At 59.3% G+C, this 23,358-nt stretch carries 22 protein-coding genes; 7 read left to right on the top strand and 15 right to left on the bottom strand.

Annotated features, from left to right (window positions below):
* Nucleotides 1-329 (bottom strand): phosphoribosyltransferase (locus NW853_RS06255; protein WP_414348394.1); only part of this gene is annotated, 329 nt, incomplete at its 3' end.
* A gap of 89 nt (nucleotides 330-418) precedes the next feature.
* Entirely contained in the window at nucleotides 419-1,339 is a 921-nt protein-coding gene (locus NW853_RS06250) for a branched-chain amino acid transaminase (RefSeq protein WP_414335893.1), read from the bottom strand.
* A gap of 217 nt (nucleotides 1,340-1,556) precedes the next feature.
* Between NW853_RS06250 and NW853_RS06245 the strand changes: the two genes are divergently transcribed.
* Nucleotides 1,557-1,940: a PepSY domain-containing protein gene (locus NW853_RS06245; RefSeq protein ID WP_414348391.1), complete on the top strand. Its 384-nt coding sequence runs from the start codon at nucleotides 1,557-1,559 to the stop codon at nucleotides 1,938-1,940.
* A gap of 251 nt (nucleotides 1,941-2,191) precedes the next feature.
* Nucleotides 2,192-3,634 (top strand): hemolysin family protein, encoded by a 1,443-nt coding sequence (locus tag NW853_RS06240; protein WP_414348389.1) that lies wholly within the window; start codon nucleotides 2,192-2,194, stop codon nucleotides 3,632-3,634.
* 4 nt (nucleotides 3,635-3,638) lie between these two features.
* Here NW853_RS06240 and NW853_RS06235 read toward each other — a convergent pair whose 3' ends face one another.
* Complete coding sequence (locus NW853_RS06235) at nucleotides 3,639-5,174, bottom strand: aminotransferase class I/II-fold pyridoxal phosphate-dependent enzyme (RefSeq protein ID WP_414335898.1); 1,536 nt, start codon at nucleotides 5,172-5,174, stop codon at nucleotides 3,639-3,641.
* Between the two features lie 126 nt (nucleotides 5,175-5,300).
* Between NW853_RS06235 and NW853_RS06230 the strand changes: the two genes are divergently transcribed.
* Entirely contained in the window at nucleotides 5,301-5,867 is a 567-nt protein-coding gene (locus tag NW853_RS06230; RefSeq protein ID WP_414348387.1) for a DUF2854 domain-containing protein, read from the top strand.
* Nucleotides 5,868-6,287: 420 nt separating this feature from the next.
* Here the strand turns inward: NW853_RS06230 and NW853_RS06225 are convergent, their stop codons facing one another.
* The 5 genes from NW853_RS06225 to pilM all read right to left on the bottom strand — a co-directional run bounded on the left by NW853_RS06225 (nucleotide 6,288) and on the right by pilM (nucleotide 12,674).
* Nucleotides 6,288-7,469, bottom strand: coding sequence for an Ig-like domain-containing protein (locus NW853_RS06225; protein WP_414348384.1), 1,182 nt, complete (start codon nucleotides 7,467-7,469; stop codon nucleotides 6,288-6,290).
* Between the two features lie 109 nt (nucleotides 7,470-7,578).
* Nucleotides 7,579-9,750, bottom strand: coding sequence for an AMIN domain-containing protein (locus NW853_RS06220; RefSeq protein WP_414348381.1), 2,172 nt, complete (start codon nucleotides 9,748-9,750; stop codon nucleotides 7,579-7,581).
* 259 nt (nucleotides 9,751-10,009) lie between these two features.
* A complete protein-coding gene (locus NW853_RS06215) occupies nucleotides 10,010-10,750 on the bottom strand; it encodes a hypothetical protein (RefSeq protein WP_414341968.1) in 741 nt (246 codons plus the stop codon).
* Complete coding sequence (locus NW853_RS06210; RefSeq protein ID WP_414348379.1) at nucleotides 10,750-11,457, bottom strand: PilN domain-containing protein; 708 nt, start codon at nucleotides 11,455-11,457, stop codon at nucleotides 10,750-10,752. Before NW853_RS06210 ends, NW853_RS06215 begins: the two co-directional genes overlap by 1 nt.
* 59 nt (nucleotides 11,458-11,516) lie before the next feature.
* Nucleotides 11,517-12,674 carry a type IV pilus biogenesis protein PilM gene (pilM, locus tag NW853_RS06205; protein ID WP_414348377.1) on the bottom strand — a complete coding sequence of 386 codons (1,158 nt, stop codon included), beginning with the start codon at nucleotides 12,672-12,674 and terminating at the stop codon, nucleotides 11,517-11,519.
* Nucleotides 12,675-12,839: 165 nt separating this feature from the next.
* Here pilM and purN point away from each other — a divergent pair, with 165 nt between their 5' ends.
* Both purN and NW853_RS06195 read left to right on the top strand, forming a co-directional pair.
* Nucleotides 12,840-13,484, top strand: coding sequence for a phosphoribosylglycinamide formyltransferase (purN, locus tag NW853_RS06200; protein WP_414335208.1), 645 nt, complete (start codon nucleotides 12,840-12,842; stop codon nucleotides 13,482-13,484).
* Between the two features lie 44 nt (nucleotides 13,485-13,528).
* On the top strand, nucleotides 13,529-14,308 hold the full coding sequence (locus tag NW853_RS06195) for a hypothetical protein (protein WP_414335206.1): 780 nt from the start codon (nucleotides 13,529-13,531) through the stop codon (nucleotides 14,306-14,308).
* 9 nt (nucleotides 14,309-14,317) lie between these two features.
* On the opposite strand, the gene NW853_RS06190 is transcribed toward NW853_RS06195, so the two are convergent.
* From NW853_RS06190 to mrdA, 5 genes are all read right to left on the bottom strand, one after another.
* Complete coding sequence (locus NW853_RS06190; protein WP_414348375.1) at nucleotides 14,318-15,313, bottom strand: hypothetical protein; 996 nt, start codon at nucleotides 15,311-15,313, stop codon at nucleotides 14,318-14,320.
* A gap of 150 nt (nucleotides 15,314-15,463) precedes the next feature.
* Nucleotides 15,464-16,123, bottom strand: a complete 660-nt coding sequence (locus tag NW853_RS06185; protein WP_414335203.1) for a hypothetical protein — start codon at nucleotides 16,121-16,123, stop codon at nucleotides 15,464-15,466.
* Between the two features lie 25 nt (nucleotides 16,124-16,148).
* The gene (locus NW853_RS06180; RefSeq protein ID WP_414348372.1) at nucleotides 16,149-17,297 is read right to left on the bottom strand and encodes a pyridoxal phosphate-dependent aminotransferase; all 1,149 of its coding nucleotides are present in this window, start codon (nucleotides 17,295-17,297) and stop codon (nucleotides 16,149-16,151) included.
* A gap of 47 nt (nucleotides 17,298-17,344) precedes the next feature.
* The gene (locus NW853_RS06175; protein WP_414335200.1) at nucleotides 17,345-17,650 is read right to left on the bottom strand and encodes an HU family DNA-binding protein; all 306 of its coding nucleotides are present in this window, start codon (nucleotides 17,648-17,650) and stop codon (nucleotides 17,345-17,347) included.
* Nucleotides 17,651-17,953: 303 nt separating this feature from the next.
* Entirely contained in the window at nucleotides 17,954-19,834 is a 1,881-nt protein-coding gene (gene mrdA / locus NW853_RS06170; RefSeq protein ID WP_414348369.1) for a penicillin-binding protein 2, read from the bottom strand.
* Between the two features lie 116 nt (nucleotides 19,835-19,950).
* Between mrdA and NW853_RS06165 the strand changes: the two genes are divergently transcribed.
* Nucleotides 19,951-21,213: a lipopolysaccharide biosynthesis protein gene (locus NW853_RS06165; RefSeq protein ID WP_414348366.1), complete on the top strand. Its 1,263-nt coding sequence runs from the start codon at nucleotides 19,951-19,953 to the stop codon at nucleotides 21,211-21,213.
* Here the strand turns inward: NW853_RS06165 and NW853_RS06160 are convergent.
* Nucleotides 21,200-21,565 carry an FHA domain-containing protein gene (locus tag NW853_RS06160; protein WP_414335195.1) on the bottom strand — a complete coding sequence of 122 codons (366 nt, stop codon included), beginning with the start codon at nucleotides 21,563-21,565 and terminating at the stop codon, nucleotides 21,200-21,202. The two genes, NW853_RS06165 and NW853_RS06160, sit on opposite strands and share 14 nt — an antisense overlap.
* Nucleotides 21,566-21,658: 93 nt before the next feature.
* Nucleotides 21,659-22,495, bottom strand: a complete 837-nt coding sequence (locus tag NW853_RS06155; RefSeq protein ID WP_414348363.1) for an SDR family oxidoreductase — start codon at nucleotides 22,493-22,495, stop codon at nucleotides 21,659-21,661.
* Between the two features lie 118 nt (nucleotides 22,496-22,613).
* On the opposite strand from NW853_RS06155, the gene NW853_RS06150 reads away from it, so the two are divergent.
* Nucleotides 22,614-23,105, top strand: coding sequence for a YajQ family cyclic di-GMP-binding protein (locus NW853_RS06150; RefSeq protein WP_414335193.1), 492 nt, complete (start codon nucleotides 22,614-22,616; stop codon nucleotides 23,103-23,105).
* Nucleotides 23,106-23,358: the final 253 nt, after the last annotated feature.

The following is a 23,358-nucleotide window of genomic DNA, read 5'->3' as shown; positions in this document are numbered from 1 at the left end:
AGCCAGTGGACGGAGCGCTTCAGGGTCATGCCAGAATCGGCCAGGTCGTCCACCAGCAACACATGGCTGCCCAGGTTGGCAGTGGTCATGGCCAGATCCCGCGAAAAGGTCAGTTGCCCCCGTTGGCGATTGCCAGGGCCGGAGTAGGAAGAAGCGGCGAGAATGGCTAGGGGGAGGTCGAAGAGACGGGCCAGGGTATCGCCGATGCGCAGCCCCCCTTTGGCGATGCAGACAATTTGGTTAAACTCCCAGCCGCTTTCGTAAACTTTGACGGCCAGCTCTTCGATTTTGCGGTGGTAGTCGGCCCAGGTAATAGAAATCTCGTGCAAGGGATCCCTCTCCCGCAGTCTGGATTGCTCAATTCTAACTATATTGATTCTTTTCCCATCGACCGGCCTGACGATGGCAACCTGAGGGTCTAGCTTTCTTTCAGCGGGATCACCTTCACCCAATGGGCGTAGGCGGGATCCCGATTTTCGGTGATGGCCGTCAGCTTCTGCCGCAACTGCTCGGTGATGGGGCGGGAGGGGGGCAAGACGTATTGCTCGATCTGGCGAATAGGGGTGATCTTGGCGGCAGTGCCGGTGAGGAAGGCTTCCTCGGCAATCAACAGCTCCGACTTATCGACCGGCCGCTCTTGGGTGGGGATCCCCAGGTCGCGGGCCAGGGTGAGAACGCTGTCGCGGGTGATCCCTTCCAGGATGTCTTGGTCAAAGCTGGGGGTAATCAGCACGCCGTTGCGCACGATGAAGATGTTCATGCCCGAGGCTTCGCTTACCTTGCCTTGGGAGTTCATCAAAATGGCCTCATCATAGCCGGACTGCACTGCCTCAGTTTTGGCCAGAGAAGAGGTGATGTAGGCGCCGGTGATCTTGCCCCGCAACGGCAGGCTGCGATCCTCTTGGCGGGCCCAAGAGCTGATGCGGCAGGTGACTCCCTCTGGTGAGAGGTAGTCTCCCAACTCCAACCCGTACACGAAAAAGTCTTTCTCGATGTTGTGCAACCGCGGCGAGATGCCCAGGTCGGAGGTGTAGACCAGGGGGCGGATGTAGAAAGAGGTGGAGGGGCGATTTTTGCGGATCAGCTCCACGATCACCTGCTCGATCTTTTCGGCGGGCAGATCGAAGCAGAGCAGGCGAGCACTCTGGCTCAGCCGTCGGCAGTGGCGATCGAGACGAAACACCAGCACCTGATCCGGATTTTGCGGGTCGGGGATCCCGCGTAGACCGCCAAAGGCTGCCGTCCCGTAGTGCAGAGCATGGGTGGCAATGGAGATCTTCGCCTCGGCAAAGGGGACGATCTGGCCCTGAAAGTAGGCGTAGGGCAGAAAATCCGGCATGGTCGGCACCTACTGCGGTGGGAAAAGATGTAAGAGTAGGAATATTATCACCGATGGAGGCAGCACCGGCAGCCCCAGCGTTGGCAGCACTCGGAAAGATATGCGCACTGCAGTGTTTTTTAGCCAGTCAAGTTCTGAGAGGGCTGTGGAGGCAAACAGCTTCTAACTTACGAGGGGCCGACGAACTACACCCCATGACGCAAGGAGTCCACTCCCTTTGCGAAAGCAACAGTGCTCCTTTTGGCAAGGCTTCTTTCACCCCAAGGTTGGTAGGGTAAGAATGTGGTTACTCAAACAGTTGAAAATGAAGCTTCCAAAACTTGCTGTTGCTTCCTTGCTTGTGCTGGGCGTTTTGCTCCTCAGCAGCCCGATGTTATCGGTAGGCAAGAGCACAGAGGTAGCTTTTGCTCAATCTCCTGCTCCAGCCGTCCGCATTGAAGAAGCGATTCAGATGGCTCGATCTGCTGTTCCCGATGCTGTGATCAAAGAAGTTGAGTTGGAGCGCGAAGATGGGCGCTTAGTTTGGGAAGTAAAATTCACCAACGATGTTGAGGTCAAGATCGACGCCACTACCGGCGATGTTGTCGATATCGATGACTAGTCCTCAGGGGGACACAAACTGGGGTAAGCGTTGCCGGAAAAAGCGGTAGTTGCCACTGCCTGATGAATGCTTGATGAAACAGTAGCAATCTTGAGAACTGCAAAAGCTGGGGATCCCGTTTATTTGGGCAGGGGGAAGGTGTTCGCATGATAGACACCCGCTGGCTGAGGCCAGTTTAACTGCTGGCCAGGGGCAGGTGGTCGAGTCAGTCTGGGCTAAAATGCTGTCTATCCGTCTTGCTGCTCCCCCTGATGGACGACCCCCCTTTAGTCTCAGCGGCTACTTTCCCCAACACTGAGCTTTCGTGGGGAGATGCGTCTCTTAGTCTCTTTTGGGTCATCGCTCTTCTGGCCATCAACGCTTTTTTTGTGGCGGTGGAGTTTTCCTTGGTGTCGGCGCGGCGCTCCCGCATGGTGCAGTTGGCCAGCGAAGGGAACCGCCAGGCGGCAATTGTGCAAAAGGCCCAGGAACAGTTGGAGTATGCCCTCTCCACCACCCAGTTGGGCATTACCCTGGCCAGCGTGCTGCTGGGCTGGATCGGGGCCACCCAGGTTGCGCCGACACTGTTTTTGGCCTTGAGGCAGTTGGCCTGGTTGCGGAACGTGGATCCCGCCGTTGTTCAGGGGGTGGCAGTGGTGGTGGTGTTTTCGCTGCTCACCTATTTCCAAATTGTGGTGGGGGAGCTGATCCCCAAGACTCTGGCCATTCTCTACTCGGAGCCGATTGCCCTAAAACTGGCCTGGCTCAACCGCTTGGTGAGTCGCTTTTTGCACCCTTGCGTGGAGCTGCTCCGGTTCTCCTCCCGCTGCTTGTTGCAGCTTTTTGGCGTCCGCATCCCGGAGGCCACTTCTTTTTACAGCACCATGACGGTGGAGGAGCTGCAACTGTTGATCGCCTCGTCGGTGGAGTCGGGCAACATCGAGGCGGAGGAGCGGGAGCTGTTGAGCAATATCTTCGAGTTCGGCGAGACGGTGGCCAGCGAGGTGATGATCCCGCGCACCAGCATCGACGCGGTGCCGGAAACCGCTACGGTGCAAGAGGTGCTGGCCGAGGTGGCCGAATCGGGGCATTCCCGTTACCCGGTCTACGGCGAGTCTTTGGATGACATCCGCGGCCTGATTCATGTCAAGGAGCTGATCGGCGAGCTGGCCAAGGGATCCCTGGATTTGCACAGCCCCATCACCCCTTTCATTCGCGAGGCCCACTTTGAGCCGGAGAACAAGCTGATTGCCGAACTGTTGCCGGAGATGCGGCAGCACCACTGGCCAATGGTGGTGGTGGTGGACGAGTTCGGCGGCACGGCGGGCCTGATCACCATTCAAGACCTGGTGGAGGAGATTGTCGGCAAGCTCTCCGATGGCCCAGATCCCAAGGCGAAGGAGCCGGATATTCAGGAGCTGGACGAAAATACCCTCCTCATCCAGGCCCAGTTGGATATTGAAGAGGTCAACGAGCGCTGCCACCTCAACTTGCCCCTCCACGAGGACTACCAGACGCTGGGGGGCTTTTTGATCTACCACCTGCAGAAGATCCCGCGCGTGGGGGAAAAGTTCACCTACCAAGACATGGAGTTCCAGGTGGTGCGCATGGAAGGCCCACGGGTGGATCGGGTGAAGGTCGTTCGCCACCGCCGCAGCTCTCCCAACCCGCTGCCAGTGCTCCCCCCCGCCCAGACGACCAAGCCTGGCTCTTGAGGAGCTAGGTTTTGACGACCTTGAGGGTCTGCAGCCGCACATCTTCGGGGCCGTTGATAAAGCCGCCTGCCTCGTGCACCAACAACAGATAGTCCACCGCTTCCTGGGTTACCTCTTCGCCGGGCACCAAGATAGGGATCCCAGGGGGGTAGGGGGAGATGATCTCGGCACAGATGTGGCCTACGGCTTCCTGAAAGGGGATCCGCTCGATGGGGGCAAAGAAAGCCTGCCGCGGCGAGAGCCGTTGCGGCGGCAGGGGAGGGCGTTTCAACTGGGCCAGGCGCCGCAGTTTCTCGGCCATCGCCAGCGAGGGTTGGGATCCCTGGGCCTGCTTCGACAAAGCGGCGAAGCTCTCCACCAGCCGGTCGATATCCCGCTGGGTGTTGCCGAGGCTAACGATAAAGACCACGTTGTGCAGGGTGGACATCTCCGGCTGCACGTGGAAGTGGTCGTTGACCCAGTCGTGGGCGTCGAAGCCAAAAAGGCCCAGCCCCGACACCGTCACCGTCAAGCGGGTGCGATCCAGATCGAAAAAGCCAGGTGTAGAGCCGATGCGCTCCGGGCCAAAGCAAAAGAGCCCTGGAATGCGGTTGAGGCGGGCGCGGGCTTGATCGGCTAAAGCCAGGGCTTGGCCCAGCAAAGCTTCCCCTTCCAGGGCCATCTGCCGCCGCGCCACGTCCAGCGACATCATCAGCACGTAGTTGGGGCTAGTCGATTGCAGCAGTTGCAAGATGTTGCGCACGCGGTTGGGATCGATGCGGGATCCCTTGAGGTGGAGCATCGAGGCTTGCGTCATGCCGGAGATCACCTTGTGGGTGGACTGCACCACCAGATCAGCACCAGCTTCCAAGGCGGAGAGGGGCAGTTGCGGGTGAAAGCCAAAGTGGGGCCCGTGGGCCTCGTCCACCAGGAGGGGCAGGCCGTGGCTGTGGGCGATGGCCGCTAAGGTTTCTAGGTCGCAGCAAACCCCGTAGTAGGTGGGGCTGACCACCAACACGCCCTTGGCGTCGGGGTGCTCGGCCAGGGCCTGCTCCAGGCCGGCAGGAGTGATGCCGTGGGCAATGCCCAGTTCTATGTCGAAGTCGGGCTCGATATAGGCCGGCACGGCCCCGGAGAGGATCACGCCGGCAATGGCCGACTTGTGACAGTTGCGCGGCAGCAGGATCTTGTCTCCTGGGTCGCACACGGCCATCACCAGGGTTTCTACACCACAGGTGGAGCCATTCACCAGAAACCAACTGCGATCCGCTCCGTAGGCGGCTGCCGCCAGCTCCTGGGCTTCCCGGATCACGCCGTCGGGATCGTGGAGGTTGTCCACCTCCGGCAACTCGGTGAGATCCGCCCGGAAGACGTTTTCTCCCAAAAACTCCCGCAGGTCGGTGGCGATCCCGCGTCCCTGCTTGTGGCCTGGCGTGTGAAAGGGAGCCTTGTCCAAGCTGCAATAGTGGCGAATGGCCTCAAAAAGAGGGGCCCGCTCTTGAGCTTTGCGATCCAGCAGGCGCAGACGACGGGACGCTTTGGACAGATGAGACAAAACCATGGGCCACTCCCCAACACACCAGCGTCCAGTCATTATCCACCCCCAGCGGAGCCAAGTCCACCCTCAAGGTCACCCCAGGGAGCGTCTTTCCTGCTAGCCTGGGTTCAGGTTGCCCTTCCTGCTTGTATGTTTGAAAAGCTGCCCCTCCCCCTGAGCACCCTGGTGTTGCTGGCGGGCGTTGCCGCCACAGCTTGGGGCTTTGCCCAGTACAGCGATCCCACCCTGAACCTCATCGGCCTGTTTACCGGGATCCCCTTGCTGCTGGGGGGGGTGACCATGAAGGTGGTGGAGCTCAAGCCAGTGCCTGCCCTGACGCCCCCTTCGCCAGAAGTGCTCCAAGCCCGCGCTCAGCAGGCCACGGAAATTCAAAAACAAGTCCGCGCCGACATCACCAAATATAGCTATGGGGCCAACGCCCACCTGGAAGAGGCCCTGGAGTTCCTCGGCCTGCGCGGCCCTCTGGAAGCAGACCTACCCAAAATCAGAGGCTACAGAGAAGAATTGCGGGATGGCCGCTACACCCTGGTACTTCTCTTCGATTCGCCGGCCGTTCCCTTCCAGCAATGGCAGGAGAGCTACCAGAAAAAAATGCAGGGCTTCTTTGGCCGCGACGTGGAGGTGCAACTGCAGCAGCCCCGAGAACATCAGGTGGAGCTGGCGCTCATCGCCCGTCCCGGATCCCAGGCCACCTGAGCAAGACAGCGGGGCTTAGGTCCTTTGCTTCTCTGCACGACTTTTTCACAGTTTTGTTCCTAAGATTAGAACGACTCACACAGGTGTGTTGAAGACTGAGACACTAGAGGAAGGAGACTTGGGGATCCCCATATTTGGGATCCCTATTTTTTGAATGATAAAAAGTTAGCAGGATTCCTCTCGGAGCGACACGAAAACAGCGCCAGCAATGACGCTAATCTCAGCTCTCGTCCTCAAGCTGGTTGCCAGTCGCTTGCCAAAAGCTTCTACAACCCACCTCATGCAATCCAAGGGATCCCTGGCAGCAGTTGTCACCGGTTGGTCTCGTAGGGTTTTGGTTCCAAGATAAGCAGTTGGTCAAGAAACTTAACATCTAGGTCAACTCATCTTAACTCAATAAAGACTCCCCGAGCCATCGGGTTAACTTTTGTGGGTCTCAGCAGCCCAATCCTGAATAATCCAGGTACGCAAGATCTGGATTTCTTCAGGGCTCAAGTGGCCCAAGCGATCCGTGCCGGTGCCGTTGCGGCGAATGTAGGCCAATTCGGGAGATCCGCTGCGTCCAATAAAAGAGCCGGGAAATTCTCCTTGGGGATCACTCACGGGGGGTCTCGGCGTCGGCACAGTTCCCGTCCCAAGCTCCGATAAGGAACCGGGGGCGTCGGCCCCTTCTCCTTCTGCATTCAAGGGGATCCCTGCCGCCCGTTGAATAACAGCATGGCGAGCCAACCAGCGCGGTTTCAGCAACTCGCTATTTTCTGATCCGGGCGTTACGTAACGCATCACCGCGGCATAGCTATCCAAAGGGCTGCGCCGCATCCGACCGGCCCGCTGATGACAACCCACACAGCTAGCATCCAGTAGGGGCTGAATATCTCGCTGGTAGGTGTATTGAGGCTCGGTGCGGAAGGTCAACTCTATGGGATTTTGTAAATCTAGCTCTTTGGCAGCAGGTAAGAACACTCTGTAATCGGTACTGTAGTTGAGTGGCTGTAAAGGCTGTACAATTAGCTCGTTTCCCTGGATATCAAAGGCCACTTCCAAAGGAGGCTGGATCCCAAAAGCCAAACTCGTCATTCCTGTCGGAAGCTCTCGGTCGAAACGCAGGCGAATACTTTGATCAACTGGGATCCCTCTTTGGCCATTGGAAGGATTGCTAGAGACCAATGCGACTCCACCTTGAGGAAGAGGAGTAAATTCTACCTGAGCTTTTCGGGCCGCCACTCTTGGTTGTAAAAGAGTTAATGCATTGGGATAGAAAGTGGTATATTGCTCCAGTTGAGTTGGCGATGGGTTTTGCTGCCAAACACTGCGAGGCATTCGCACCGTGAAGAGGGGCACTTGTTGTTCCCCACCTTGCCCCAGTACTTCTAAAGTGAGCTGCTCCGCCTGCGGCTGTGCCTGAAATTGTTGTGCCAAGGTTTGCCAAACCAAAGAGCGCGATTGCTCGACAAGCTGTGAATAGCTCTGCCCCTGCACCCGTAGAGAGAGATGATAGGTTTGCGGCCATCCTACCTCACCCCAAGCCAGCACCCAGGCCAACCCGAAGGCGAGCAACAGGGATCCCAGCTTCAGCCAAGGCCGGCGGCGAGAGTTCGACATCAGCATTAATCAGCAACGTATCTTAGGGTTTAGCCGTTTCTATGAGAATCTTCCATCTTTGGCAAAGCAACCGGTCTGAGAGAATGACAGTCATTGGCGGGCCACTCTTCTACTCTTCTAGAATAGTTGGGGTAATCAAGACAACAACTTCACTTCTAATGTTCGTCGTGTTTTGCCTACGAAAGAGAGCACCTAGCAGAGGAATCTCAGCAAGAAGTGGAACTTTATCAACAGACACTCGATCCTCCTCTTGTATCAATCCTGCCAAAAATAGTGTTTCCCTGTCTTTAAGTCTGATTTGCAAAGAGCCAACAGAACGCTGATTGAGCAAGCTAATTACGGCTCCGTCTGCTAAAGTGATTTGGCTACCGATAGATGAAACCTGGGGAAGAAGATTCAACGTAACGTAGCCATTGTCATCAATCCTGACGTTTTGAATAATTAAGTTGACTCCTGCGTTTCCTTTTTCAAAAACGACTGTTGACGTACCCGTTGCAGGGTCTGTTACCAATCTCCTATTGGTGATAACTTCTTGACCAACTACAATAGCCGCGCCCGTGTTGTTAGCGACGACCACTTTTGGGTCAGCCAGTATCTTGGCTGTTCCTGAAGCAATAGCTGCATCTATGCGGGCCGCAAGAGATTGCTGGAGTCGGTTTAAGGTGTTGAACACAAGTGAGCCGCCAGTTCCTACGGAAGGAACTACGCCAACGTCAGGAACCGAAGACCCTGCAGGTTGGTTGAGGGGAGTTCCACCAAAGGTGGTATTATCTCCAGAGCCCAGTGCAAAGTTGCCAGAGGCACCGCCTAATGCCACTCCTAGACTAGAGTTGTTATTGAGGTTAATCTCAATAAACCTAGCACTAACTAAGACCTGACGACTTCTAAGATCAATCTGGGCAAGGTAGGCTGCAATCACATCATGCTGGGCAGGTGTGGCAACAATAGTTAGTGAGTTTGTTCTTGGATCTGCTTGAATGGCTGACTCTTGAGCAAGAGGGATATTCGATGCTTCCAGGATAGCTAAAATTCTACTTCTGATTTCACTTGGAGTGATACTTAGTTGTCTAGCATTGATTTCGACTGTTGCTTGCCCGCCTCCGGCCCCAGCAGCAGTAAGGTTAAAGGTCTGTTCTGTCTCTTCGATTCTTAGTTGATTAAGTCTATATGTTTTGACAATCTGCTGGCCGACTCCAGGAAGGCTAGTGCCGATAAAAACTGTTTGCCCTACACGAGTTGCTTGCAGTTCCTTCAGCCGCAAGATAAAGTTGAACGTTTCCTGTAAGGGTGAGTCGGCTACATCTAAGGAAATCGTCAAGTCCGGAGGAACGTCGTTAAGAACTACATTTAGTCCAGCTCGACGTACCAAGAGACTCAACACATCACCTACGGGAGCATCCCTCAGGGTTAAGGTAATCTTGGCATTTGAGCCCAAGTCAACTGGAGGGGGAGCAGGAAGGATGCTGCCGACTGCAAGATCCCCTGCCGGAGGAGCTACTGCTCGACCCTGGAAGGGAGAAGTAGTGGGATCAACGGATCCCGGCGGCAGTTGGGGTTGGTTAAGCTGCCCTACGGGGGGCACCTGAGAAATGACCGGCCCAGGGGAAGCCGGCTGAGGGGCAGGAGCCACCTGAGCTGGCGGGGAAGGGGGAGGAGTTTGGGCAAGGGGCTGAGGAGTAGGGGCTGTTCCCTGGGGAGAAGGAGGGTTTTGAGCAACCGAAGGGGCGGCAGGAGCCGGCGGCGGGGCCACAGGCTGAGGTCGGGTTGGCGAGGCCGGTTGATTGGGCGCTACTTGGCTGGGCGCGGCAGCTACAGGAGCCGGTGGGGCAGAGGGCAAGCCCTCAAACTCGAAGACCAACTGTGTTGGGCTGCGCTGGGCCAGCAAGCCCTGGGGAGCTGCCGCAACACCGGCAATTTCTATCCGCACGCTGTCACTGCCCAGTTGCTTGGCTTCGATGAAGCGCACTCCCGGCAAGGGAGACTCCTGACGATAGCGGCCTTGACCGCCATCCAGTTGAGCATTGGTGATATCCCCAATCCAAGACCGGCCCTGTTGGGTAAAGAACACCTGTGGACGGGCACCCCCTGCGGTGTTGATCTCCAGCTTCATGCGGTTGCCGTGGGGCACCAGGCGGATATCGGTGATGCGGCTGAGGCTTTGTGGATTGGCGGAGGTCAACTGCTGAGCGGCGGCTTCCTCAAGTTGGCTTTCTACAGCCAACAGAGGCAGCGAAAGGATCAAGCTCAATGCACATCCCCAGGCGACTCGACGGTTCATCATCCTCACACCTCACTCCGTTACCCAAGCGTGTTTCTGCTTTACTTCAGCACGGGTTTAGCCAGTGCTTCCCTAATCAAAGCCGAAATTTTGGCCTTTGCCACTACCCGTAGTGGCTTTATGGGTGGTTTTTCCCCGATCTTCGACATAGGAACACTACCTGTATCGGTGCCTCTGGGTTGTCTTTTCCAATTCCCAAGGAGATCCCCTTGCAGCAGGATCCGCTGCGAACCACCAGGGCACAAACGGGGTACAGGCTGGCCTATTGGCCAGGTGTTGGCTGTCCTGCTTCGGGGGGAGCTTGTCCTTCGGCGGGGGTCTGTCCTTCGGGTGCAGGGGCCGTGCCCAAGGGAACGTCCTTGTTGTAGATGTAGGCAATCAAATCAAAAGCGGCGTCCAGCTCCCCTGTGTCTTGAACAGGATTTAGGCTGATGTTGCTCACCCGAAACAAGGTGCGTAGGCGCTCTACATCCCTCATGAGATTGATGATGTCCGTATAGGGGCCCCGCACCGCGACGCGGGTGGTTTGCACCTGGATGGCCGGAGCAATGATCGCGGGCACTTCGGAGTTGGCCGAAGAAGCAGGGGTGAGGGGAGAAGGGGCAAAACTGCGCAGCTCGCTGTTGGGCTGTCCCCGCACCAGCCGGTTGAGATCGATCAGTTGCGTGTCGGCATTCTCGGGGGTGGCCAGCAAGGCGCTGATCTGCTGCTGCTGCACGCGAGCCCTCTCGATTTGGTTGGGCACGTCCTGTAAGCCGGCAATCTGGCCCTGTACCTCCTGCAACTGGCTGGTTTTTTGGGCCACCTCTCTTTCCAAGGCTTGCACCTCTCTGATCAGAGGACGGAGTTGGGTGAAGGCCAAAAAGCCCGCCGCGCCCAGGCCCAGGATCCCGATCAACAGGCCAATGCGAATGGGAGTCAGCTCGACCCCCAACAATATCGGCGGCCCTGCCGGGGGTGCCATTAGTTGGTCGTCGTGAAAACTTTCTACCGAGCCAGTCATCAGTTCCCCTCCACTTGACGCAGAATGCGGATCTTTTCCACCAAGCCTATTGCTCCCCGCTGCTCCAGCTCGCGGGTAAACTCTGGGTCGGGATCCCCTATGGTCCGAATAGTAACCGTTAGGCCGTAGGTGACGCTGGGTTCAGTTTCAGGTGTGCCCTCCACTCGAGAGGCACTGTTGAGAACGGCACTGGTTACGAAGTTGGAATCCAGCAGGGTGAGCAAAAAGTCGTTCACCAAGGGAAAATCCAGCGCCCCGCCTTGGATGTTCACGGTATCCCCAGAGGCGCTGATGTTGGTTATCCACACCCCTCGGCCAGGGATCCTGCGCCGCACTTCTTCCAAAATGGCCGACCAGGGCTGGACGGATCCCAGAAAAGAGCGAAACCCTTCCGTCTGGGTGCGAATGGTTTGTAATTCTTGGCTGAGGCCCTGGAGTCGGGTCAACTCGGCATTGGCTGTGCTGAGTTCACCGTCGAGGCGGGTTCGCTCTGCCCTCAGAGTGTTCCGCTGACGGGAGAAGCTGTCTTGGAAATACCAAAAAGTTCCCATGGCCACAGCAGTCACGGCAACCCCCAGGCCAATGGCCAAAGCCCAGCTCTCGGCTCCGGCGGCAGTTGTCGGGGCGGCTACCGCCCCTCCTCCTGCCTGAGCTGCGGTGAGGACATCCGGCCTTTCTTTGAGGAAGTTGATCTCCGGTGTGTACATCTTTTCTGATCGCCTTGTGCATTGTTGGACACTGCATCTGCGTCATCCTGGGCAGATCCCTACTTGCCGGCTTCCCGCATGGCCAGCCCCAGGGCCACCCCCATCGCCGGGCGCTCCTCCAAGGGCACCTCGATTGAATCCGGCACAAGGATGTTGCCAAAGGGATCCGCCAGTTCTACCGCCACGCTCAACGACTGAGATAGGAAACCATCCATCTGGCCAATGCTGGCCCCCGGCCCGGCCAGCAAGACTTTCACCACCGGGAAGCTGCTTTCTGTGCTGGTAAAGAAATCAATGGAGCGCTTCAGTTCATCCGCCAAATCGGAGACAACGCGCGTCACTGCTGCTATGCCGGGATTGCTGGGAATCGGTTGATCTCCCGTGGCCAAAACATCGACGGGGTTGAGCAGGGGTAACCTCAGAGTTCGCAACAGGTCGCCGGTGCGGCTAACCGGCAAATTCAGAGATTGGGCCAGCACCTGCCGCATGTGGATGGTGCCGATGTTGACGGTGCGGGTAAATTGCGGGATGCCGTTGACCAAGATGCTGATCTCGCTGCTGTCGTAGCCGATGGAGCCAAGCAACACCGCCTCTTGAGGGCTGTGCTGGATGAGCTGGTCGCGGATGGTGCGAATGAGGGAGAAGCTGGCCAGCTCCACACAGCGCACCTTCAAGTTGGCCGCCTGCAGCACCTCTAGGTAGTTGTCCACCACCTCTTTTGGGATGGCCACCAGCAAGACTTCGATGCGCTCAATGCCATCCTGGGAAAGGTCTAGACCGAGGGGTTGGTAATCTACATCTGCCTGATCCCGTGGGTAGGGGATGTAGAGTTCGGCCTCCTGCTCCAAGACCACCCGGCGCAACTCGTCGGCAGGCAGGTCGGCAGGCAGGCGAATGAGACGAACGATGGCCTCTCTTACGGGCACTGCTGTGGCTGCCGGCAAGTTGGTGGGCACCTTGTATTCGTTCAACAAGTTGGCCAGGGTCAAGCCAACCGTGCTCGGATCGAGGATGCGCCCCTCGATCATTGCCCCCTCTGGCATTTCCACACTATGGTAGTGGGCCAGACGATAGCGACCATTGCCCTGTTTTTTCAGTTGGGCAACGGCAATGCGCTCGGGGTTGATGTCCACCCCAAGCATGGTTTGAGTTTTGGAACCGCCAAGAAAGCCGAACACGTCCGGAAACTCCGCCCTTTGCGCTACCGCTAGAGGCATACTACCCAATTTATCGGGGGGTTACCACCGATTTGCAGTTGACTCCAAATCTCTACTTCTTGCAGCGAGCGTTTGCATCCCTTTCCAGATGAGCCCAGCCAGAATCAGCAGAGAATCTATCTGGGTTTAAAATAGCGGGGCTGCAGACTTTCCCGCCCAACGCTCATGAACCTACCCAGCTTACTCTGGCCGGATCCCAACGGGATCCCGGCGCCTTCTCAGCCGGGGATCCTCGGCATTTTGGCTTCCGGCAATGGCAGCAATTTCGAGGCTATCGCTCAAGCCATTGAGGCAGGTGAGCTGCAGGCCCAGATTGCTGTGGTCATCACCAACAATCCCATAGCCTACGTGCGGCAGCGGGCCCAAAAGCGAGGGATCCCTTGCCTTGTGCTCAACCATCAAGACTACCCCCGTCGTGAAGATCTGGATGCCGCCATCGTCCAGGTGCTCCGGCAGCATCAGGTGGAATGGGTGATCATGGCCGGGTGGATGCGCCTGGTTACCCAGGTGTTGTTGTCCGCTTACCCGGATCGCGTCTTGAATTTGCATCCTAGCCTGTTGCCCAGCTTCAAGGGCCTGCGAGCCGTTGAACAAGCTCTGAAGTGCGGTGTGAAAATCGCCGGCTGCAGCGTTCACCGGGTCACGCTGGAAATGGACAGCGGCCCCATCGTGGCCCAAGCAGCCGTGCCGGTTCTGCCCGAAGATACCGTGGAATCCCTTTACCGGCGCATCCAAACTCAGGAGCACCGCCTCTACCCGCTGGCCATCCGCCTCTGCCTGGCCGAGGGATCCCTGCTACCCAAGGCTTGAGAGAGGCTGCACAATTGAGGTTGAGTCCAGCGCTGGCGCATCCTATGGCTGAGATCCCGCCTCTCCTCGTCTTCGACAGCCAGGTGATCCTGGCCGGTCGCTTGGCCCTATGGCAGGAGTGGGCCCGCTTTGGAGTGTGTGTGCTGCCGCAGGCGGTGATGGCCGAGCTGGAGCGCTTGACCCGACAGGCCATTGATCCCCAAGAAGAATCGACGGCCCGCGAGTTTTTGCGCCGCTGGCCTGGCCTGGGGTTTGCCGTCTCGGAAGCCCGGGCCCTGGTGGGCGGTGCCGCTGCCAGCGATCAGTCCCTGCGGATCCGCTTGGAAGAGGCAATTGCCGACTGCGCCTATGCCCTGGCCCAACAGCAGCCGGGAACGCTGGTGGTTGTGGTTAGCAACGACCGGCCTTTGGTGGGGCGAATTCAGGGTATAGGTCTCAACAACCTCTGTGCCATCTCCCTGGCAGAACTGAACCGGTGGCTGCGTCAGCAGCAGCGCCCTCAGGCTGTGGCCACGGCTTTGAAGCGGTTGCCAGGGCCAGCCATTCCTGCCGCCAGATTGGCTTCCTCTTCTAGCCCCGCTCCACCCGTCCGTCCCCTGAGTCCTTCTCCAGCTTCGGCGAAGCCACCTGCTCGGGTCGGGTCGAGCCCAACCCGCCTTGGGCCCCTTTTGCAAGGCCTACAGAATGCTCTTGCCTTGTTGCTGGCCCTGGTTTTCCTCTCGGCAGCCGGGTTATTGGCCTGGCGTTGGCTCGATCCAGCAGGGAGCGAAGGAATCTGGCGGCGGCTGCCGCTGTCTCGGATCCCTTGGCTTCGGGATCTGTAGTCATCAAAGCTACTGCTCAACAATCGTGACGTTAAAGCCCTTGCTTTTCAGGGTTTCTGCGTGATAGCGGGCATATTCCAGTTGCTCAAATGCTGCCAACTGCACAAACTTCTGGCCATTCACATCTTTCACAAAGGCCCCATCGGAAACTTGTCGAGCGCGCGCCAAGCTCTCGGCCCCCGAGTAGGTGGTAAGCACCAAGAAGGTGCCCTCGCCGCGGTTCGGCCCCAAAGTATCGGGATCGTTGTTGCCCAGAGGCACCAGGGTCAGGGATCCCACAGAGGTGGGAGATGAGGGTTGAGAGGGGCGCTCCAAACTGGCCGCCAACTGCTCCACCGTTCTGGGCCGAGAGGGTTCTGCGGCAGCCAAGACCAAGTCGGTTTGCAGGCTATCCAGCAGGTTGGGAACGTCTTGAAGGGGAGCGATCTGCAAGTCCCTCAAGTCTGGGGAGGTCGTCAAGCCCAGCGCCAGCCGACTCGGATCCAAGCTGCCGGAATAGAACTCCTCTCCCACCTGCCCTTGCAGCGGTTCCAGTGGGATCAAGGGCAACCGGGACAGATCCACCTGGATGGGGCTCCTTTCTTCTGCTCTGTTGGCAGTGCTTGGGGGCAGAGACAGTTCTGCCGGCCAGATCAGCCAGCGCACCCCAAAGCCAATCCCGGCGCAAGAGAGCACCCACAGCAGCAAGACCCAGAGGGGCGAAAAGGCTCCAGAGGGCCGTGGCATCTCTTCTTCTTCCAGGTCTTCCACCACCTCTTGAATGAGCACAGGTGAGGAGCGCTGCCCAGAGCTGGTATTCCTGAGCTGACCTGCTCGCGGCGGCGGCCCAGAATTCGTGCGCTGCAAACGCTGCCAGAGGCGAAACCGCTCCAATTCTTTCAGCACATCCAGGTGCAGATGGCCCAGCGCTTCCTGAAGAGCAGGTTGAGAACCTGAATGGGATGGGGACTGCTGTGCCGTAGGTACGGGTTGGGTAGTGTCTGGAAGAAGCGGAGAAGGACTCATAGACAGCCCACACTCAACTTAATACAAGTCTGACGGCAAACAATGCCGGTTAACTGTTGTGACAGCCGGAAACAGCTTAACAGGAGAACCTGCCTTGCCAACAAGGACTACCAGCGCTCTATTACCCTGCCATAAGACCATGACAGTCTTCTAGGACTTTGCCTCGAGGTAGAGGGCACACACATCTGCCGGCAGGTGCTGAAGCAAGATCTGGCGGGCAGAGGCAACGATGGCATCCACATCTTCTGGGGCAAGGTAGTATCCGTCGGCCTTGAGTTGGGCGGCAATGCGGGCCGGTGACCAGCCAAAGCAATCCCGCAGCAGCAGAATGAAGCGCAGGTCTCCCGGCAAGGTGTCCAAGCCGGCGCTTAAATAACAGGCCAGTGCCGGCGACAGAGAGGACTTGGTCCCGCCGCCACCAACAGCCTGCGAAGGAGCGGCTTCTTTCTCGGCAGGGATCCCGTCCAAAGCTTGGAGCAGCTCACGAGTTTGCTCTGCCAGCCAGGGTTGCAGCACGGGATCCCCTCGACCAGCCGCTTCTCCCAGAAGGCTGCGGACATCCAGGCGCTGTAGGCGCAGGTAAAGCCGCAACCAAACCTGTTCTCGATAGGCGGCCCATTGCTCGGGCGGCAGATGTTCGGCCAGGATCCCGTCCACCCACTTGCAGTAGCGGCAAAACAGGCCGATGAAGTAGCGCGCCACCTCCGGCTGCCGTTGAAAGGCCCGCAGCAGCTCCAGATCGCTGTAATGGGCCACCCCTCGCACGATGGGGGCATCGCATTCCGGCCAAAGGACAGTAGCTTCGGGCATCAGCATCTCTCCCGCAGAAAAATCCCTAGCTATTCTCCAGGATCTCCCGGCAGGCCGATAGCAACTGCTCCTGCTCCGGCAAGGTGCGTAGGCCAATGCGCAAGTAGCGCTCCCCCAACTCAGGAAAACTCAGGCAATCCCGCACCAGGATGCGGTGTTGCCGCAACAGCTTCTCCTGAATCTGGGTGGCAGAGCCGGGGCAGCGCACCAGCACAAAGTTGGCTTGGCCGGGCCAGGGATCCCAGCCGGGCAGCGCCTGCAGACCGCTCAGCAAATGCTCCCGCGCCGTGGGCAGCCAGGCCAGGGTGCGCCGGCGAAAGTTTTCATCCGCCAGAGCCGCTGCCACCGCCACCGCCGCCAATCCGTTGACGCTCCAGGGATCCCGCCACTGCCGCCAGCGCCGCCAGTGATCCGGGTGCCCCACCGCAAAGCCAATGCGCAAGCCGGGCAGGGTGAAAAACTTGGTCAGGGAACGGATGACGATGGTGTTGGGGTGAGCCGCCAGATGGGGGATCAAAGTCTGGCTGCGGGGCAGCTCTCCCAACTCTGAGCCGGCGTCCAGAGGAGGCAGCTCCTGCGGGGCGTCTCCTGGCAAAAAGTCCATAAACGCCTCATCCACCACCACCCGCTCGAACTGGGGCAAAAGAGGCAGGATCTCTTGTTGCAGGAGCAGCCGGCCCGTCGGGTTGTGAGGGTTGTTCAGCCAAAGCACCCGGCTGCTCTTGCCTGCCGCCGGCAGGGGTTCTTGCAGAAGGCCAAAATCAGGGGATCCCTGAGCGGGGAAAAAAGGCAACGGCTTGACGGTCACCCCCGCCGCCGCCAGGGCCCGTGCATACTCCCCAAAAGCAGGCTGGGGCAGCCATACTTCCCGCCCTTGGGCATCGCGGGCGGCCCAGGTGAGCAACTCCGCCGCCCCATTGCCCACAAAAATCCACTCGGGCTCGACTGCCCAATGGTTGGCCAAGCAGATGCGCAAGTCGCGGTAGTCGGGATCCGGGTAGCGGCTGATCACAACCGGCTCTGCTGCGGACAGCGCCTGAGCCAGAGCTTGCAAGACCGACGCCGGGGGGCCAAGCGGGTTCAGGCTGGCCGAAAAATCCAGGATCTCCTCCGGAGAGCAGCCAGCAATCGCCGCTCCCCAAGCCCGATTGCCACCATGCCGAGGCCGCCCCATGCCTTGAGAAGAGCCTTACCCAGCAAGCGAGTCCCCACCCGGCGAAATTAAGATTTCCCCCCTGCCACTGCATCGCGGAACGACTTGCCCGCCGTAAAAGCGGGGACAATGCTTTCTGGGATCACCATCTTCTCGTTGGTCTTTGGGTTGCGACCTTCCCGTTGTTTGCGTTTGCGGGCCTCAAAGGAGCCGAAGCCCACCAGGGTCACTTTCCCCTTGGGTTCGCCGTTTTCATCGCGGGATGCGACCTCTTCAACGATGATCTCCAGCGCTGCCGAAATGACGGCCTCCGCTTCTTTTTTGGTTACGTTGGCGCGATGAGCGACGGCATCCACAAGCTCTGCCTTGTTCATCCTGATCTCCTCGTGAGTTAGGCAATAGGGTTAGAACAGTCTCTGGCCGCGTACTCGCGAGGGGCTGCGAAGCAACCACGGCCCAGAGTGTCTTCAGTCTGTAGGAGCGGGGCTTGCCCTGCACTGCGCCAAGGCGCCGCTGGCGCGAATGGCAGGATTGTGGCAGTTTGGCTCCAAATCACTGACATATTCTACAGCCAAGTTAGGTCAGAAGCCTGCTGGGATAGGGGTTTTAGGGGGGCTTGAGGCAATTTTGGGGAGAAAAGAGGCTGCGCAGATAATTTTTGTGCCCGGTCGGCTCACTTATGACTCAGGTCGGAAGTAGGCCCGCATCAGCTCGCGGAAGATCGGGGCCGCCCGGGATCCACCCCCACCGCCGCTGTTTTCCAGAAAGACCACGACCACCAATTCGGGCCGGTCGTAGGGGGCATAGCCGACAAACCAGGCGTGGGAGCGCCGCGGCGGATCCTCGGCGGTGCCGGTTTTGCCGGCGGTAGGGGGAAAGCCCGGCCCCAGGTTGGCGTTGCCGCCGGTGCCGTAGACCACCACATCCCGCAGCCCCTGTTGCAAGATCTCCAGGGTAGCGGGGGAGAGACCTACCTTCTGCCGCAGGGGCACGGGGCTTTCCGGGATCACCTGCTGCGAGAGCAAGGGACGCACCCGCCAGCCGCCGTTGGCCACCGCTGCTGTGACCACCGCCATCTGCAGCGGCGTGGCGGTGATAAATCCCTGGCCGATGGACATGTTCACCGTATCGCCCACATACCAAGGCTCGCGCCAGTGACGCTGTTTCCAGTCGGCGTCGGGCACCAGCCCCACAGCTTCCCCCTTAAGGCCGATCCCGGTCAATTGCCCCAGCCCGAAGCGACGCGACCATTCTTGCAGGGGGGCGGCCTTGGTGCCCAGGGCAATCTGGTAGAAGAAGGTGTCGCTGCTGTAGGCCATCGCCTGGCGGTAGTTCAGCCGCCCGAAGCCGGCGCGGTTCCAGTCCCAGAACCTCCACCCGCCCACCTGGATGTAGGGGCCGGTCTGCAGCACCGTATCCGGGGGAAAGGCCCCCGACTCGATCCCGGCGGCGGTGGCGATGATTTTGTAGGTGCTGGCGGGGGGATAGGGCCGCAGGGCGCGGTTGAGGAAGGGAAAGTCCTGCTGTTGCAGGCTCTCCCACTGGGCTTGGGTGATGCGGCTGGAAAAGAGGTTGGGATCAAAAGTGGGATAGCTGGCCATGGCCAGGATCGAGCCGTCGCGGGGATCCAGGGCGACCACTGCTCCTTTCTGCTGGCCCAGGGCTTGCTCTGCCGCCTGCTGCAGGCGTACGTCCAAAGTCAGCTGCAGGGTGTCGCCCGGTTGGGGGGCTTGTTCTCCCAGCACCCGCAGCACTTCTCCCATGGCGTCCACCTCCACCTGGCGCCCGCCCCACTGGCCGCGCAGATGGCTCTCGAACAATTCCTCCACGCCCATCAGGCCGACGATATCCCCCAAGCGATAGCTGGGATCGGCCCGCAGTTGTTCTTGCGAGATCTCGCCGGTATAGCCCAGCAGGTGGGCGGCCAAGTCGCCATGGGGATAAAACCGCACCGTCTCCGCCTCCACCATCACCCCCGGCAGTTCGCGGCTCATCTCTTCCAGTTGAATGACCACCTGGGGGCTGGCGTTGCGCAGGATGCGTACGGGAAACGGGGAGCGGTAGCCGGCCTGTTCCAGCTTTTGGGCAATTTCTTCGGGGGCCATGTTCAAGGCTTGGGCCAGCTTGGGGATCGTCTCCTGCCAGCCCTGCCGCGACTGCACCAACGGCCACAGGAAGACTGAGTGGGAGAGCTGGCTGCCCGCCAGCAGCACGCCGTTGCGATCCACAATGCGCCCCCGTTCCGGCAGCTGGGGCAAGAGGCGAATGCGGTTGGTATCGGCCAACTGGCGGTAATACTGGGTGCGCACCAGTTGTAGGTAGGCCAGGCGGGATCCTAGCCCCCCCAGGAGCAAGCCGCTGGCCAGCAGGAGCAAGACAACAGCTCGGTAGCCCTGGCCCACCGTTTTGGCCGGCGGGGATCCCAGCCAGCGAGGGCTACTGGTCGGCGGGGGAAGGACGCGGCGCGGGTCGGGGGGCCTGGAGTGGGGGGAAAACAGGGTTTTGGGATCCCGTTCCGCGGATGTGGTGATCTTGCCAACAGGGTAAAGTTTGGCCATGAAGAATTGCCGAATAAAGCTGCAACCCATCCACCCAGCGCACAAGGTTGAATGCCTGGGCGGTCTCTCTCAGCCAGTATCCCCGGCTGCGGCCAGCCTCGTCCAGGAGGGTTGCCGTGGATAGGGCAGAACAACAGCGGCTACGACAGGCTGCCTGGCTGATGCTGGGCAATGGCCTGCGCCTGGGGTTGTCCGGGGCCTATTTCATCCTGCTGGCGCGGCTGTTGGGGCCGGAAGCCTTTGGGGTGTTCTCCGCCATCTTGGCCTGCAGCAACCTGGCCGCCCCGTTTGGCCATTGGGGCCAGTCGGAACTGCTGATCCAGCGCCTGAGCGGCCGGGGATCCGCGGCGGCTGCCCAGGAGATCGGCCCCAGCTTGTGGTTGGCGGGGCTGGGCTGCGGGGGGATGACGCTGCTGTTAACACCTCTGTTGAGCCTTTGGCTGGCCGGGATCTCCCCCCTCGTGGTGGGGATCCTGCTGGGGAGCGACCTGCTGTTTATCGCCATCCCTGAGGTGTACAGGGGGATCCTGATCGGGCAAGAGCGGGTTGCCGGCGTGGCTCTCATCGATACCGGCATGGCGCTGGGGCGGGTTGGCGCTGTGCTGCTAGCGGTGGCTCTGGGTTGGGGATCCCTGGTGCAGTGGGCCGTGCTGTACGGCCTGATGGTGCTGGTCGTGCTGCTGCTGATGGCGCGGGGGATGGGACGGTGGAGCAAGCCTTCTCCCCCCTTGGCCTGGAGAGATCTGGGGGAACGGCTGGCGGCGGGCTGGGATTTTGCCGTGGGGCTGGCGGCGGCAAAAACCTTCACCGATTTGGACAAGCTGCTTTTGCCCCGTCTGGCCTCGGCAGCAGCGGGAGGGCTCTACAGCGCCGCCTACCGGGTGATCAACTTCTCGCAAACGCCGATGATCGCCCTGCTCACCAGCCATTTTGCCGAGCTGTGCCGCCAAGGGCAAAAGGGCCTACGGCAAGGCTGCCACTACGCCTGGCAGCTCTTCCCTTGGGTGGTGGGCTACGGCAGTTTGGCCGCCCTGGGGGTGGCGCTGGGCTCCTACGGGATCCCCTGGGTGCTGGGGTCGGCTTACCAAGAGACGGCCCTCATCCTGCGCTGGCTCAGCCCGGTCATCCTGCTGGAGGGGATCCACCTGCTGCTGTCTCACCTGCTCACCGCAGCCGGGCTGCAAAAGCCCCGCAGCCGTCTGCAACTGGCGGCACTGGGTCTGAACGGGCTTTTGAATGCGGTTTGGATCCCAAGGTGGGGTTGGCAGGGGGCGGCCTTAGCGACCTTGCTGTCGGAGCTGGCTTTGGTGCTGGCCTTGCTGCTATTGGTTCGCAGGCAATGGCGCTCTTGGGAGAGATCGGGACTTACGGGGCCTTGATGATTTTGTAGGTGGCTTTGGCGTCGGGGCCGAAACTGATCACATCTCCCGACCGGAGCTGGTGGGTGGTCAATTTCTGTCCGTTGATCAACAGGCCATTGGTGCTGGGCCGACCTTCCAGATCCCCATCCAAAATGCGGTAGCAATATTCTCCCTCTCGCTCGGCAGGAACCCGCAGCAGCATGGCGTGGTAACGGGAAGCAAACTGAGAGTTGAGACAAATGTCGTTCGCCAAGTCCCGACCGATGAAGTATTTGGCGGATCCCAGCACCTGAGTACGGCGGCCATCTCGGTCTTCCACGATCAAGATGTGCTGCTGAGTGCCGGAAGGAGAAGGCGCAGACTCAACCATACTTCTGCTGTGAGACCAGTATTGAACTGTACCCCACACTATACCTAAGTTTGGCCCTCTTCCTGCCATTGCCGGGCCTGACCGATCCGATGGCTAGCGAGGGATGTTCTGGAGCAGTGGGCCAACCCAGCCGGGAAAGAGGGTGTAAGCTCCTACCGCCCATTGGGCCATGCCCACCACCACCTCCGACTTGGACTGGCAAGCGGCGTCCCAAATGGCTTCGGCCACTTCTTCTGGCCGGCTGGCCCAAAAACTCTCCAGCGCCCGTTGCATTTGCTCGCGGGCTTTCCCACCTGAGGCTTGGGATTGGCCGTCAGCAGGGGACTCCGGCCCCCCCTCATCCAGAAAGATGGCTCGCTTGAGAAAATCGCTGCTGACAATGCCCGGATGAACACCGATTACCTGGATCCCGTGGGGTTGCAGTTCCAGACGCAGCGCCTCTGTCAGCCCGCTGACTGCGTACTTGCTGGCACAATAGGCGCTCATTTGGGGCAGGGGCATTTTGCCGCCGATGGATCCCACGTTGATGATCTGACCTTTTTTGCGCTTCAGCATATCGGGGAGCACGGCCCGGATGGTGTACAAGTAGCCCCAAAAATTGACCGCCATCAGCGCCTGCCAGTGTTCCAGGGTGGTTTGCAAAAAAGGGCCGCTCATACAGATGCCGGCGTTGTTGATCAGGCAATCGATGCGGCCATAGCGTTCTAGGGTTTTCTCCACCAGGTTTTGCACCTGTTCTGGCTGCGTGACATCGGTGGGAACGGCCAAGACCTCGGCGTTTAGACTTTGCTCCAGGTCGATGGCCGTTTGCTTCAAAGTTTCGGCAGTGCGGGCGGCCAGGGCCAAGCGGTACCCCCCACGGGCAAAGGTGAAGGCGGTGGCTCTGCCGATGCCTTCGGAAGCGCCTGTAATTAAAACAACATCGGCCATCCTGCTTCTCCGCAAATCTGGACAGGGATCCCTCTACCTGTTGTAGCTTCTTTGAGGGTTGGGGATCCCTGCTTGGCCTGAGAGCTTAAGATACGGAACGGTAGCGAAGATAGGGTTTATGGCCTCTACCTACTCATTTGATATCGTCAGCGACTTCGACCGGCAGGAACTGGTGAATGCCGTGGATCAAGCCCGGCGGGAGATCAAACAGCGCTATGACCTCAAGGATACCCAGACAGAAATGGAGCTGGAGGAGGGATCCCTGACCATCACCACCGCCAACGACATGGCCCTCAACTCCATTCGGGAGCTGCTCCTCACCAAAGCGGCCAAGCGGGGCCTCTCCCTGAAAATCTTCGACTTCCAGCCGCCGGAGAGCGTCGGCGGCAACCGGGTGCGCCAAGTGGTTCGCCTCAAAAAGGGCATTGATGCCACGCTGGCCAAGCAGATCGCCAAGCAGATCCGCGACAACTTCAAGAAAGTGCAGCCTTCCATTCAAGGGGATCTGGTGCGGGTTTCCGGCAAGGATAAGGACGAGCTGCAAGCGGTGATTCAAATGCTCAAGCAGCAGGACTACCCGGTGGCGTTGCAATTTGTTAATTATCGCTAGGGAACCGTTGAGCCTCCGTCCCTTCCCCCTCAATTCCCATCCAAATTCAGGATCGCTGGACTCACAGCAAGGCAACGGTAATGCAACAGTTCGTTCACATTTCCAACTCCCCTCTTCTTCTGGGGGCAGGGGTGAGGGTTATAGTCATTTCAAACAGCAATGAAACGGTTCGTTACGTCGTTATTGCTCCGCAACGCCGTCGCGAACGCGCCGCTCTAACTCCCCTCTCCCTCAGGGAGAGGGGCTGGGGGTG

This window comes from Synechococcus sp. H55.11 (genome assembly GCF_047462475.1).
Lineage (GTDB): Bacteria > Cyanobacteriota > Cyanobacteriia > Thermostichales > Thermostichaceae > Thermostichus.
The sequence above is the reverse complement of the archived record's forward strand: the minus strand, read 5'-3'. Positions and strand labels throughout refer to the sequence as shown.

Bases quoted from the DNA above. Each gene is read 5' to 3' on its own strand.
- NW853_RS06250 (WP_414335893.1), bottom strand. From the start codon at position 1,339: ATGCCGGATTTTCTGCCCTACGCCTACTTTCAGGGCCAGATCGTCCCC.
- NW853_RS06240 (WP_414348389.1), top strand. From the start codon at position 2,192: ATGGACGACCCCCCTTTAGTCTCAGCGGCTACTTTCCCCAACACTGAG.
- NW853_RS06235 (WP_414335898.1), bottom strand. From the start codon at position 5,174: ATGGTTTTGTCTCATCTGTCCAAAGCGTCCCGTCGTCTGCGCCTGCTG.
- NW853_RS06230 (WP_414348387.1), top strand. From the start codon at position 5,301: ATGTTTGAAAAGCTGCCCCTCCCCCTGAGCACCCTGGTGTTGCTGGCG.
- NW853_RS06225 (WP_414348384.1), bottom strand. From the start codon at position 7,469: ATGTCGAACTCTCGCCGCCGGCCTTGGCTGAAGCTGGGATCCCTGTTG.
- NW853_RS06220 (WP_414348381.1), bottom strand. From the start codon at position 9,750: ATGATGAACCGTCGAGTCGCCTGGGGATGTGCATTGAGCTTGATCCTT.
- NW853_RS06215 (WP_414341968.1), bottom strand. From the start codon at position 10,750: ATGACTGGCTCGGTAGAAAGTTTTCACGACGACCAACTAATGGCACCC.
- NW853_RS06210 (WP_414348379.1), bottom strand. From the start codon at position 11,457: ATGTACACACCGGAGATCAACTTCCTCAAAGAAAGGCCGGATGTCCTC.
- pilM (WP_414348377.1), bottom strand. From the start codon at position 12,674: ATGCCTCTAGCGGTAGCGCAAAGGGCGGAGTTTCCGGACGTGTTCGGC.
- purN (WP_414335208.1), top strand. From the start codon at position 12,840: ATGAACCTACCCAGCTTACTCTGGCCGGATCCCAACGGGATCCCGGCG.
- NW853_RS06195 (WP_414335206.1), top strand. From the start codon at position 13,529: ATGGCTGAGATCCCGCCTCTCCTCGTCTTCGACAGCCAGGTGATCCTG.
- NW853_RS06190 (WP_414348375.1), bottom strand. From the start codon at position 15,313: ATGAGTCCTTCTCCGCTTCTTCCAGACACTACCCAACCCGTACCTACG.
- NW853_RS06185 (WP_414335203.1), bottom strand. From the start codon at position 16,123: ATGCCCGAAGCTACTGTCCTTTGGCCGGAATGCGATGCCCCCATCGTG.
- NW853_RS06180 (WP_414348372.1), bottom strand. From the start codon at position 17,297: ATGGGGCGGCCTCGGCATGGTGGCAATCGGGCTTGGGGAGCGGCGATT.
- NW853_RS06175 (WP_414335200.1), bottom strand. From the start codon at position 17,650: ATGAACAAGGCAGAGCTTGTGGATGCCGTCGCTCATCGCGCCAACGTA.
- mrdA (WP_414348369.1), bottom strand. From the start codon at position 19,834: ATGGCCAAACTTTACCCTGTTGGCAAGATCACCACATCCGCGGAACGG.
- NW853_RS06160 (WP_414335195.1), bottom strand. From the start codon at position 21,565: ATGGTTGAGTCTGCGCCTTCTCCTTCCGGCACTCAGCAGCACATCTTG.
- NW853_RS06155 (WP_414348363.1), bottom strand. From the start codon at position 22,495: ATGGCCGATGTTGTTTTAATTACAGGCGCTTCCGAAGGCATCGGCAGA.
- NW853_RS06150 (WP_414335193.1), top strand. From the start codon at position 22,614: ATGGCCTCTACCTACTCATTTGATATCGTCAGCGACTTCGACCGGCAG.